The sequence below is a fragment of the Sphingobacterium sp. JUb56 genome, from assembly GCF_014191365.1.
Taxonomy (GTDB): Bacteria; Bacteroidota; Bacteroidia; order Sphingobacteriales; family Sphingobacteriaceae; genus Sphingobacterium; species Sphingobacterium anhuiense.
Window position 1 is genome coordinate 254,980 of record NZ_JACHWL010000002.1, and the last position, 12,850, is coordinate 267,829.

General features: G+C 36.7%; 11 protein-coding genes. 6 read left to right on the plus strand and 5 right to left on the minus strand.

Annotated elements, in window-relative coordinates:
- The first annotated feature begins 9 nt into the window (after positions 1–9).
- Together FHR29_RS20595 and FHR29_RS20600 are read left to right on the plus strand one after the other, a co-directional pair.
- Positions 10–3,198, plus strand: coding sequence for an efflux RND transporter permease subunit (locus tag FHR29_RS20595; protein ID WP_183916984.1), 3,189 nt, complete (start codon positions 10–12; stop codon positions 3,196–3,198).
- Positions 3,199–3,223: 25 nt separating this feature from the next.
- Positions 3,224–4,648: an efflux transporter outer membrane subunit gene (locus FHR29_RS20600; RefSeq protein WP_183916986.1), complete on the plus strand. Its 1,425-nt coding sequence runs from the start codon at positions 3,224–3,226 to the stop codon at positions 4,646–4,648.
- 95 nt (positions 4,649–4,743) lie between these two features.
- Here FHR29_RS20600 and FHR29_RS20605 read toward each other — a convergent pair whose 3' ends face one another.
- Both FHR29_RS20605 and FHR29_RS20610 read right to left on the minus strand, forming a co-directional pair.
- Complete coding sequence (locus FHR29_RS20605; protein WP_183916988.1) at positions 4,744–5,322, minus strand: NAD(P)H-dependent oxidoreductase; 579 nt, start codon at positions 5,320–5,322, stop codon at positions 4,744–4,746.
- A 43-nt stretch (positions 5,323–5,365) separates the two neighbouring features.
- Positions 5,366–6,391 (minus strand): saccharopine dehydrogenase, encoded by a 1,026-nt coding sequence (locus FHR29_RS20610; RefSeq protein ID WP_183916990.1) that lies wholly within the window; start codon positions 6,389–6,391, stop codon positions 5,366–5,368.
- A 284-nt stretch (positions 6,392–6,675) separates the two neighbouring features.
- On the opposite strand from FHR29_RS20610, the gene FHR29_RS20615 reads away from it, so the two are divergent.
- Both FHR29_RS20615 and FHR29_RS20620 read left to right on the plus strand, forming a co-directional pair.
- On the plus strand, positions 6,676–7,425 hold the full coding sequence (locus tag FHR29_RS20615) for a lysophospholipid acyltransferase family protein (RefSeq protein WP_183916992.1): 750 nt from the start codon (positions 6,676–6,678) through the stop codon (positions 7,423–7,425).
- Between the two features lie 101 nt (positions 7,426–7,526).
- A complete protein-coding gene (locus FHR29_RS20620; RefSeq protein ID WP_221197931.1) occupies positions 7,527–8,408 on the plus strand; it encodes a DUF6268 family outer membrane beta-barrel protein in 882 nt (293 codons plus the stop codon).
- A 196-nt stretch (positions 8,409–8,604) separates the two neighbouring features.
- Here FHR29_RS20620 and FHR29_RS20625 read toward each other — a convergent pair whose 3' ends face one another.
- Positions 8,605–9,171, minus strand: a complete 567-nt coding sequence (locus FHR29_RS20625) for a Crp/Fnr family transcriptional regulator (protein WP_132770859.1) — start codon at positions 9,169–9,171, stop codon at positions 8,605–8,607.
- 180 nt (positions 9,172–9,351) lie between these two features.
- Between FHR29_RS20625 and FHR29_RS20630 the strand changes: the two genes are divergently transcribed.
- Both FHR29_RS20630 and FHR29_RS20635 read left to right on the plus strand, forming a co-directional pair.
- On the plus strand, positions 9,352–10,131 hold the full coding sequence (locus tag FHR29_RS20630) for an alpha/beta fold hydrolase (RefSeq protein WP_183916996.1): 780 nt from the start codon (positions 9,352–9,354) through the stop codon (positions 10,129–10,131).
- Positions 10,132–10,672: 541 nt separating this feature from the next.
- On the plus strand, positions 10,673–10,882 hold the full coding sequence (locus tag FHR29_RS20635) for a hypothetical protein (protein ID WP_183916998.1): 210 nt from the start codon (positions 10,673–10,675) through the stop codon (positions 10,880–10,882).
- 296 nt (positions 10,883–11,178) lie between these two features.
- On the opposite strand, the gene FHR29_RS26890 is transcribed toward FHR29_RS20635, so the two are convergent.
- Both FHR29_RS26890 and FHR29_RS20645 read right to left on the minus strand, forming a co-directional pair.
- Positions 11,179–11,361, minus strand: coding sequence for a glycosyltransferase (locus tag FHR29_RS26890; RefSeq protein ID WP_183917808.1), 183 nt, complete (start codon positions 11,359–11,361; stop codon positions 11,179–11,181).
- Between the two features lie 206 nt (positions 11,362–11,567).
- Positions 11,568–12,845, minus strand: coding sequence for an HlyD family secretion protein (locus FHR29_RS20645; RefSeq protein ID WP_183917000.1), 1,278 nt, complete (start codon positions 12,843–12,845; stop codon positions 11,568–11,570).
- Between the last annotated feature and the right edge of the window lie 5 nt (positions 12,846–12,850).

Genomic DNA, 12,850 nt, shown 5'->3' on the forward strand with positions numbered 1-12,850 from the left:
ATAAACAAAATGTTTAAAAAATTTATAGAAAGACCCGTACTTGCTACAGTTATCTCCATTCTGCTCGTCATATTGGGGATCATCGGGATCCTAAAACTTCCTTTGCAACAGTTTCCCGATATTGCTCCACCAGCGGTGCAAGTTACGGCACTTTATCCCGGAGCAAATGCCGAAACGGTACTCCGTGCTGTAGCCCCCTCTCTTGAAGAGTCCATCAATGGAGTGGAAAATATGAGTTACATGAGTTCCACAGCCAGTAATGATGGTTCTCTCATGATTACCGTTTATTTCAAATTAGGAACTGATCCGGACCAAGCTGCAGTCAATGTCCAAAATCGTGTTTCCCAAGCCACCAGCCAACTTCCAAGCGAAGTTGTACAGGCGGGGATCACAACCGCCAAGCAGCAAAACAGTCTGATCATGGTATTAGATCTTTATACGGAAGATGAAAGCAAATATGATCAAACTTTTATTACCAACTATGCGCAGATCAATATTATTCCTGAACTTAAACGTATCCCCGGAGTAGGACAAGCTTTGCCCTTTGGCGGAAGTAAAGATTATTCGATGCGTGTATGGCTCAAGCCTAATCAGATGGCGACTTACAAACTGACACCAGAGGAAGTCATGGCGGCCATTCAGGATAAAAACGTTGAAGCAGCTCCCGGAAAATTCGGAGAAAGCAGTAAAGAGGCTTTCGAATTTGTTATCAAATACAAAGGAAAACTTAATCAGCCAAGCGATTACGAAAACATTATTATTCGCTCTAATACAGATGGTTCGGTTTTAAGACTTAAGGATGTTGCCCGTGTTGAATTGGGTTCTTATACCTATGCCAGCCACACTCGAATCAATGGTAAACCTGGACTTAATATCGGTGTAATGCAATTGGCAGGTTCCAATGCCAATGAAATTCAGATTGCGATCCAGGAGTTTATGGAAAAAGCTTCATTAAGTTTTCCAAAAGGGGTCAAATACTTAGTGCTTTATAATACGAAAGATGCTTTGGATCAATCCATCGACCAAGTTAAACATACTTTAATAGAAGCTTTTATACTGGTATTTTTAGTCGTATTCCTATTTTTACAAGATTTTAGATCAACATTGATTCCTGCCATAGCAGTTCCTGTTGCGATTGTCGGAACCTTCTTCTTCATGCAGTTATTTGGTTTCTCCATCAACTTGCTGACACTATTTGCACTTGTCCTCGCCATCGGTATTGTGGTCGATGATGCTATTGTCGTCGTCGAAGCTGTACATGCTAAGATGGAGAATGAACATCTGTCTCCAAAACTGGCCACAACATCGGCCATGAGTGAAATCACAGGAGCCATTATTTCCATTACATTAGTTATGTCGGCGGTATTCCTTCCAATCGGATTTATGGAGGGATCAACAGGCGTATTTTATCGACAGTTTGCTTTTACATTGGCCATTGCTATTGTTATTTCAGCTATCAATGCGTTGACTTTGAGCCCGGCACTCTGTGCACTTTTTTTAAAACCTACTCATCATAACCAATCTGATAAAAAGCAACTCAACTTTAAAGAACGCTTTTTTGCTGGATTTAATGTCGGTTTTGATCGATTAACTAAAAACTACATAGGTAGTCTGCGTTTCTTAATTCGTTACAAATGGATTGCATTTAGTGCTTTGGGCGTGATATTACTGCTTACTGTTGTCATGATTCGCAAGACTCCAACTGGTTTTATTCCTTCGGAAGACCAGGGTTTTATTGCAATATCTCTTTCAATGCCAGCAGGAGCATCTTTAGACCGTACATCAAGCGCATTAGCCGAAGCAGAACAACAGTTGCAACATGCCGATTTTACAAAAACATTGAATGTTTTAGCCGGCTTCAATATTTTGACACAGTCAACTAGCCCATCTGCTGGTGTGGCTTTTATCTTACTTAAATCACATAAAGAACGGGGAGCTATAAAAGATATCAATGCTATTATGGCTGATGTTAACCAGAAATTATCTAAAATTAAAGGTGCTAATTTTTTCGTCTTTACTTTCCCTACTGTTCCTGGATTTAGTAATGTTGATGGACTTGATATGGTTTTACAAGATCGAACTGGTGGCCAACTGGGTAAATTTAGTACTGTAGGACAACAGTTTATTGGAGAACTGATGCAACGTCCTGAAATTATGATGGCCTTCACAACATTCAAAGCCGACTATCCGCAGTACGAACTGCAGGTTGATGACATCAAGGCTGAACAGCTCGGTGTAAGTACCAAAAGTATTTTGCAGACCATGCAGGCATACTTCGGAAGCTCGCAGGCTTCAGACTTTAACCGATTCGGTAAGTATTACCGCGTCATGGTTCAGGCTGACGTACAAGACCGTACCGAGCCCTCTTCTATGGACGGGATTTTCGTTAAAAATCGTCAGGGAGATATGGTTCCTATCAATACGCTGGTTACCATGACACGTGTATATGGTCCGGAGACAGCATCACGCTATAACCTATTCAATTCTATTGGTATCAATGCGATTCCAAAACCTGGATACAGTTCAGGAGATGCTATTCGTGCGGTAGAAGAGGTAGCAAAACAGCACCTCCCTACAGGATATACTTATGAATTCTCAGGTATGACAAAAGAGGAAATTGTTTCGGGTGGACAGTCTACTCTTATTTTCATCTTGTGTTTGATATTTGTTTACTTCCTGCTTGCTGCACAATATGAAAGTTATATCATTCCATTAGCAGTTATCCTATCTATTCCAACAGGAATCTTCGGCGTATTTGCTGCGATTAGTCTAACAGATATATCCAATAATATTTATGTTCAGGTTGCCTTGGTTATGCTGATCGGCTTATTAGCCAAAAACGCCATTCTTATCGTTGAATTTGCTATTCAGGGACGTAAACGAGGACTTTCGATTGCAAGTGCTGCTCTAAAAGCTGCAAAACTACGTCTGAGGCCTATCATTATGACCTCTCTCGCTTTTATCGTAGGAATGATCCCAATGATGACGGCAGTTGGTCCTTCAGCACAAGGGAATCACTCTATTAGTATTGCCGCTGCAGGCGGTATGCTCAGTGGAGTTGTACTTGGCCTATTCATCATTCCGGTGCTTTTTATTTTCTTCCAATATATACAAGAGAAAGTAAGTCCAAATCCTACGGAAAAACAAGAATTGGACCAATCAGAAGTGGTTAGAGTACCCGCACATACTAATGTTTAGTGAAACAATGACAAAATTGAAATACATGAATATAAAAGTAAACATACTGATGGCTTTCATATTACCCCTTGTTGTATGGTCTTGTAAAACCGATAAACTGATCAGCAACAAGGATCTTGCTCCTGCCCTTCCTACACAGTTTCGTGATCAAGAAGAAGGAGTAAAAGAAACGAGCATCGGTTCCATTCCATGGCGAGACTTCTTTCAAGACCCTATTTTACAAGTTCTGATTGATAGTGCCATCCATCAAAATGTAGACATGCAACTCGCCATCAAAAACATCGAGTCATCGCAGCTGATGTTAAAACAAGCTAAGGCTAACTATTTGCCAAATTTGCAATTGCAGATAAAGGCAAACAGTACTAATCCATCCAATAATAGTATGAATGGGTTGAGTCTAGGACAATTTCTAGGTCAAAATCATGTTGAAGATTATACAGCATCGTTAGGACTATCGTGGGAAGCCGATCTATGGGGAAAGATCAAGAGTCAAAATACCGTAGCATTAGCTTCTTATTTACAGACCGAAGAAGCAAAAAAAGCTGTACAGACACAACTGATTTCTCAAGTAACACAGGGATATTACCAGTTGCTTATGCTTTATCAGCTACATGAGATTGCACAGCAAAATCTACGTCTTAGCGACAGTACCTTACGCATTGTCCAACAACAATACGAAGTTGGTGACATCAGTATGTTGGCTGTAGAGCAAGTGGATGCGCAACGTCTTGCTGCGGCCAGTCTTATTCCAGATTTTGAGCAGCAGATCCATTTACAGGAGAATGCCATTCAAACGTTGAGTGGTCGACTACCGCAGGAGATTAAAATCAAAGAAAAACTGGCAAATATTCAACTTCCTGACAATTGGTCTGCGGGTGTACCTGCCGATTTATTGAGCCGTAGACCTGATGTTAAGCAAGCAGAACTTGCTGTTACCAGTTCCAAAGCCTATCAACAATATGCTAAAGCTAGGATGTATCCTTCCTTAGTTATCAGTGCCGAAGCTGGAATCAATGCTTTCAAAAGCAGCAATTGGTTCAACATACCAGCTTCCCTATTTGGTGCCGTCGCAGGAAGTATTACCCAGCCTATATTTCAACGTCGTGAACTAAAAACACAATACGAAATCGCGCAAATTGATCAAGAAAAAAATGTTATCCGATTTAAACAAACAGTGATCACAGCAGTTGGTGAAGTATCTGATGCTTTAATTTCAATACAGAAATTAAAAGAAAAGCAACGCATCACTTTAGAAAGAACCAATCGATTGAAGAAAGCTATTCAACATGCCGATGTGCTTTTCGAAACCGGAATGGCAACTTACTTGGAAGTCATCACAGCTCAAAGCAATATGCTACAAAGTGAATTGGAACTTGCACAAGTTAAGAAGGCAGAACTTGATGCTATTGTCGATTTATACCGATCACTAGGTGGTGGCTGGAATCAATAATTAACATATACAAGTAGAACAAAGGAGCAAGTTTAATAGACCTGCTTCTTTGTTATTTTTAAAACTTATATAGCCCTTTTTAAAAATTATTAATTCTACAGATTATCTTTTCCCCACCTCTTAACCTTTTCGATCCACTTTTTCCGCAAATTTTCATCAGCTGTTTTTACAATACCGATGTAGCTTACCTTTACTGGAGTAACACCACAAAACTGTAGTGTTGATTTTTTCAATTGATTGATACTTGGTCTTCCATAGATAAGACGGTAATACCAGCCCGGCTGATCCAATGTCGTAATGATATGCCCAGTCTTACCTTTCAGCAGTCGATCCCAAAATATCGAATCAGATCGATACTTAAAAGCCATACCTGGTAAAAACAAACGGTCTATAAATCCCTTCATTAAGGCTGGCAATCCGCCCCACCATACCGGATGTACCCATACAAGATGATCTGCCCACAAAATCATTTCCCAAGCTTTGATTAAATCTGGTTCTAGGTCCATACGTTTGTGATAACCATATTGGAGATTAGGATTAAAATCCATATCTGCTATTGTAATCTCTTTTATTTCGGCTCCTGATTGTTCGGCTCCTTCAATATAGGCTTTTACAAGAGCAAAGTTTAGCGCATCTTTATTAGGATGTCCATTGATAATTACTATATTTTTCATTAGCGTAATTAAATTTGTAAACACTACATTTTAGCCACATCCATTAATATATTTTTACATTAATGGTTTTATATTCCACTAATTGTTGCTGCAAATCCTGTTTTTTATGCAATTCATGCGCAAAATAGACACGATTATTAAAAACATTTTTGCAAAGAGATTCAATATGTATAACTGTTGATAAGGCAGTCAATTCAGCCTGCCCTTTCTCACTGAGCACACTAATTTTCTTAAATTTTCCTTCAGTATTTGCTACCGTAATTTCGAAGACTGCTAAATCTCCATTTCCACTCGATCCGAAAACTTTCTTCCTAGTATTAAGAGACAGCTTATTAAAAATCCCGAATTGTTGCATCGTCCCTAATAACCAGGTTATAAATTTAGAATTATAGGTCATCTTGACAGAGACATCTGAGATTTTTTCAACTTTATTAAGGATATACAAATCCGGTACGTCGAAATTATAAACTTGCCGACGGCCGATTCCGAACCCAAAATTAAAATAATCGGTATCCAAAAAATGTTTAATCTGTACGGGCTCATTGTTCTGGTATCGGACAAAAGGTTTGGCAACATTTTCTGCCATAAAATGAGCTGAACTTTCTCCTGCAAGATCTTTAACAGAATAGTAAACGGCTACATCAACTTTTTCAATATCAGTCATGCTGTTTACATTCGCCTTGATCAAACCAGCAATTATTCCTCCCATCCAACCCGATGCAAATACAATCCGGCTATTGATATCATGACCTACGAGCGAGTGGTAGGCTTTCATCAATGCTGGAGTTGGTTTTGTAATATCAATATAATCCAAATGGTGTTTAACCGCAAAATGTAAAACATTGTCTTCGTTATCATTTACACTCAACACAATAATATCTATTTTTTTATCTAAAATAGACTGAAAAGTATCTGGTTGGTTGACATCAATCGTTAGTTCATTATTTTCCACAGTAGCTTTCCGACTTCCCACGAAGAGGTCAGCATCAGGATTTCTGGATTTAAGTATCCGATAAATAGTCTTTCCTACCAACCCTTTACCTCCAATAATTAAGATATTCTTTTGCATATTTTTTTTATACAAAAATATCGCTGAAAACTTAACCTCTACAGGACATATGTCTAAAAGGTAATTGTGACATAAGAACAGTTCTGACTATAAAGATTAATTTTCTGGTTAGTATTAAATTAATCTCAGAACTCTTCTTTTTCAAAAATTAATAAGGGTAAGGGAGCATCCGGTTGTCAGATATAAAAAGGGATACTTGTTGAAGTACTGAAATAATAGGATTTAGTTTTTCTACAAATTACGGCATAGTATTAAAATTTCTCGGAACATTAAAAACAATCAATATGTTAGGTTATTTCATTGGACAAGTTTGTAAATATCGGCTAAGCGTATGCGTACAAAATCTCGCTCGCGCCTTCCCTCACTTGTCCTATCAGGAAATTAACATACATCGTCATAATTTCTACCAAAATCTTGCCCGTATTATATGGGAAAATTTTCATCCTCGTCAGGTAAAATTACATTTATCAGAATCAGCCCTTGAAACGATCAATAGGCTCCAAAAACAACGAAGTCAAGCTATACTGTTATTAGGTCATTACGGAAATTGGGAGCTGATAACGAAAATACCACAATTTACCAACATACCTACACAAGCTCTATATAAACCTTTAAAAAACAGATTTTTAAATTATTTAAGTTATAAAAAAAGGGCCAAACATGGTATGCGCCTGTTACCTGCTCAACATGCATTAAGGATACTTTTACGGGAAAAACAAACTCCTTCCATTACATTATTTATTGCAGATCAATTTCCTGGAAATGACAATGGAATTGCTGTTGAGTTTTTACAACAAACTACCTTCATGTTTTCTGGTGCCGAAAAGCTAGCAAGGCAACTAAATACATATGTAGGATATGTTTCCTTACACCCCTTAAATAAACAAGTGTGGGAACTTGATATTACACCTATATGTGATCATGCGGCATCAACTTCTGAAGGATTCATAACTAGGCAATTTGCGTCCATGCTGGAAAAAAGCATACAAAAAGACCCTAGTTGGTGGTTGTGGACACATCGCCGTTGGAAATAAAAATAAAGGGTAGAGTGCCTACCAATTGTCTTAATAAAATTTAGATACTTCATATGATCAGAAATTTTGAAATTAAAAAAACAGTGCTTTGCGTATTTATAATGGTTATTTACTGCCAATTTGTGGATGCACAAGTACAAATAGAAATGAAAACCGAATATATTGGAAAATCGGACTACCGAAAATCAGAGAACGAAAAAAGCGAAAAAGTAGGTGATAGTCAAGGTGATGCTATGGTTCACCAGGCTAACATTACGATTCCTCTATCTTTAAAATTGAACGAAAATAAACGTCCCACACTCTGGGCTATAAGTGCGAATGGTGCTTATGCAAAGCTGGACAATAAAAACTTTACAGCGCCCTTAGTGGTAGATGAAATATTAAATATTGGGATGAATCTAACTCATTTAAGACCTTTGAACGACCGGTGGTCAATACTGGCGACTATCGGTGGAGGTATTTTTATGTCAAATACTGATTTTTCAAAAGCAGGATTCAAAAATGTACTTGGCAATGTCGGAACTGTTTTCATTCGTCACTTAAAACCAAATTTGGATTTAGGCGGTGGTATTATGGTCAACAATTCTTTTGGTTTCCCAATGGTCTTTCCTGCCCTTTATCTCAACTGGAAAACTGAGGGGAAATATGCTGTAAAGATAGCTCTTATGCAGGGCTTAGAGCTATCCGTAGGATATGATTTGACGAAAAATTTCCGGTTAAATCTTATCGCAGAAATGAATGGCCAGACAGCTCTTCTACAACAAGAAGGAAAAGATAAAATGTTTTCACATTTATATATGATTGCGGGTTTTCGCCCAGAAATAAAAATAGGAAAAAAGATATCAATACCGCTAACCGTTGGTATGAATCTGTGGCGACCAGCTCAGATCACAGATAGAACATTGAAAAGTATGTTTCAAGATAAAGAGTATTATTTCAGAGCATCTCCCTATGCATCGGCAGGTTTAAAGATGAATTTATAATAAAGCAAAAGGAGTCAGATATTATCACTATAAATCTGACCCTTTAACATATTTTAAGAGGCAATCTATATTCAAAGATACAAGACAAAAAATAGTTATAAAATGCCTCTAAAAATTATTATTATACCCATCTAAACCTTAATGATTACTTTTTATTCATTAAGGTCACATTGATAAATCAATATCACATTAGCGACTAAGAAGTAATCTCTTTTCGTATACGACTCAGATGTCTTTGCGTAATACCAAGGTAGGAAGCGAGATAATGTAATGGGATTTGCAAGATAAATTCTGGTTGATTTTTGAGCAACGATGCATAACGTTGGGCGGCAGTTTCCTTCTGCAATTGAAAAACTCGTTTTTCCAATTCTAGATATTGCTGTTCTGCTATAATCTTAAGAAACATAGTCCATATCGGCTTCTCAAGAACCAATTGATCAAGTTTATTTTTCTGAATCACATATAATTCTGTCGGCACAATAGCTTGTATGGCTTCCACACTAGGACCACCAGTTATAAAAGAAGAATAGGCCGCCATAAGATCATTTGGAAATCGAAAACAATAAGTAATATCGTCACCATTGGGAGTTGTATAAAAGGAGCGAAAGATTCCAGATCGAATAAATGCCACTTCATTACTTTTTTCATGCTCACGAGCAAAATAATCTCCTTTACTCAACTTTCTGATCGTAAAAAGTTGAAGAACTTGTGCAATCTCCTCTTCCGAAAAAATTCCAAAATCACGAAAAAATGCTGCTATCATTTATGCTCTATATCTAATTTCAGTACGTTCTAACAAAATTATTATTACAAAGCTACATTTTATCTTTTGCAGATAGATCTATTCATGCGCTATAGTTATTCGTTTTACATTTAAGCCTATAAAATTTATTTTTTGTAATTTTGAATCAATAATAGAAGACTCATTAAAACAGAATATACATTGGAAGAACTACAGTACAGCAAGATATATGGAGCAGAAAACGCGGGTATTCCGTTAGTAGTTATACACGGCTTATTTGGCATGTCCGATAATTGGGGAACATTTGGCCGCAATTTTGGAGAAAAAAGACAAGTGCATCTTTTGGATCTTCGTAATCATGGGCGCAGTTTTCATAGTGAAGAGATGTCTATCGAAGTTATGGTTGATGATCTATCTGCCTATATCGCATCTATTGGAGCGGATCAAATTGATCTTATTGGACATTCATTAGGTGGTAAAGTTGCCATGCAATTTGCTATAGATCATCCTGAAAAAGTAGCCAAATTGATTATAGCTGATATTGCCCCCAAATCCTATCCTCCGCATCATGAAGATATATTCAATGCACTAAGTGCCGTTAATATTGAAACTGTCGAAAATCGTAAAGACGTACAGATAGCACTTGAGCACTATATTAAAGAACCAGGAGTTGTCCAGTTTTTATTGAAGAACGTGTATATCAAAGAAGAACGAAGTCTAGGGTGGCGTTTCAATCTAGACGTTCTGAAAGGTAAATACACTTCGTTTATCACAGTAGGTGTCAAATCAGGTATATTTAAAGGACCTACTTTATTTTTGGCTGGTGAAAAGTCACGATACATTCTGCCCGAAGACAAAGCAAATATCGAAAAGCAGTTTCCAAAAGCCATAATAAAAACAATCCCTAATGCAGGACATTGGGTACAGGCAGAAAATCCACAAGCATTTGATGCTTGTGTTGCCGAGTTTTTAGATAATTAATAATAAATTAAATCCCGGTATAAATTTCATTGTTATCACTAGTTCTATTTTAATAATGACAGAAAATCTAAAAACACTCCGATACGTTTACCGGAGTGTTTAAAAACTCATTCATTGTGTTCTTGCACAAACGTATATTTGGAGTTTATACATCCTGTTATTTTTAAATCGAGTATTGCATGAACGATGCTCTTCTTGTCACTTAAAAGTTAAGATATAGCAACCTTAATAAAATGTAATATCACATTGATGCGTTAAAATAGATGCCGATGAACACTACCAGCACCCAAATAAGGAAAACCTCCAAAATTACTATTGGCTATACACAAGCTCTTACTTTTACCCTTTCGCAACACCGAAAAGTTGAATCCTTTTGCGATTCCTTTTACATTGGACTATTCTGAGATTTTAGTAATTGTATCTACTCCAAGATCATCATTTGCAGCAGAATTAATCGCGCAATTATCCAATTCTCCATACGAATTAATTCCCCAACTATAAAGGTCAGTGTTACTTTTTGAGGCGAGTACCGTTACATTAAATGCCGATAAATTTTCCCGGTCTTTATCTATCCCTACCTTCGGAACATCTTTATTCCCTTTATACAGATATCAAATCTCCTGGTATCTATGCAACACAATTGCCAAATGGCAGTTACCTGGGGATTACAGCAATTGAAGGTAAGCCGATTACAGCTAATGTCAATTTTAGTGTTTGTGATCTCATTATTATTGATTCTATATTTAACTAAACTGTCTGGAATATCTAAGATTTTAAAAAACTTGCTACACTGAAAAACAAGATGATAACCTGAATCACAATGGAATCTTTTATCATAATTTATTTCATGCTTTTTCAATAAGTGGCTTCGAATAAAAAGGCTTGAATGCATTAATGGATTTCCTAGCAAAAAATTGATTTTAAACTCATTACAACTACAGATTAAACTTACTGTTTCTACTTCTTCTCCACTCTCATCTATCTTAATAAAATTTGCGTCTATGGTACCAACAACCTTATGATTTTCCATAAATAAAAATTGAATCTCTAAGCGATTACTATTTCATCCGCATCCATCATCGCTACGTATTTCCCTCGCACTTTACTTACTCCATAATTTCGTGTGGCATAATTTCCAACATTATCTTTCAGGGAATACAACTTTATCCTACTATCTGGGAAAGTATTAATAATTTCTATTGAACGATCAAAGTATCCATCATCAATAATAACGAGTTTACGAAATTAATAAAATTACCTTAAAAGATGTTTAATTTCTTTAAAAACAGTTTGCAATATTGTAACAAGGTGTTAATACTAACAAACCAAAATGATATTTTATTATTATACATGTGTTAATATTAGCATCTCTGTGTAAATATATTTTTAGAATTTAAATAATAGAATAGCTTTATACCGCTATTGAAAATAACAAATTAAAACTTCAATGATTTAGTAAGATTTAACCATATTCTTTTAAAAATAGACTGATCTTCAGTGATAATATCTGCATCAGCCAAAATACCTGGTTTCAGTTTGATAACAGAATCTTGCTCACTTCTAACCAAAACTACCTTAGAAAAGAAAACACTGTCTTTAATTGGTATATCGGATATGTATTGAATCTTCCCTCTTAAGTATCCGTATTCCTGAAAGGAATAGCTTTGCACTTTGATCAGTACATCCTGTCCCATTTTTACTTTTGACGACAGCCCTTGGGGGATTAGTATTTCGCCATAATAATCATTGTTATTGGCATTGACATAAAATAATTCTTCTCCCACTTTCACCAATTGATTTTCCTGCAAAAAGTCTCCATATTGCAAAGTTCCTCTGGAGGTACTACTGATCACATATTGTTTTTTCCAATTTTCAGCATCGCTAATAAAAGTATTCAGTGATTGGAAGAACTTCTTCTCTTCCTCAAACATCTGATTATTGATCTCGGACAACTCCTTATCTTTAGAGAGAAGATTGCTCTGATTACTGATAATGGTATTTTCTGTTAGGGGAATAGATTGACGTTTAGCTAGTAATAGTGCCTCTTTTTGCTGAAGTTCAAGCTGGCTGATCACTTTTTTATCGGCCAATATCTGATACTTGGCGTATTCCTCTTCCGCAAGGGCCAGTTCCTGTTTTTGAAGGTCAAATCCCTGATGAATACGCTGGCTCTGTTCATTGATATACTTGACTTCATTTATGATGAACCTTTTTCTTTTATGATAAATCCCTTCTTTGTTTGTAGCGACATAGCTCAGATAGGCAAGATAAAAATTCTGATAACTATTCTGAAGCTCTCCTAATTCCAACTCTGTAGGAGCAACAATATCTTTGAGATCGGTTAAGCCAAAGGTTCCGCCTCTGACTTTTTTCATCTTATCGAGTAGGCTCAATACCTGGCTATGGTCCGCTACGCTTTCCAGATAGGCGATGTCGGTATTTTCATCTACTAAAACGCCATCATTCACCAACATTTTGACCAAATTTCCACTGATTTTACTAGTCAATACTTTGGGCGAATTGCTGGTATTAAATTTCATCGATACGGTAACCACTTCGGGATAACGGATAAAAAATGAAAGTCCTAAGATCATAAACACCGTAAGTACAATAAAAGTAATTCCTCTTTTGAGCAACCAAGATGGTGGTTTGGAAATGATCTCCTGTAAGTCTTCAGAATGGACATCTTCTTCCATAAATGTTGTCTTTTCCATAGTCG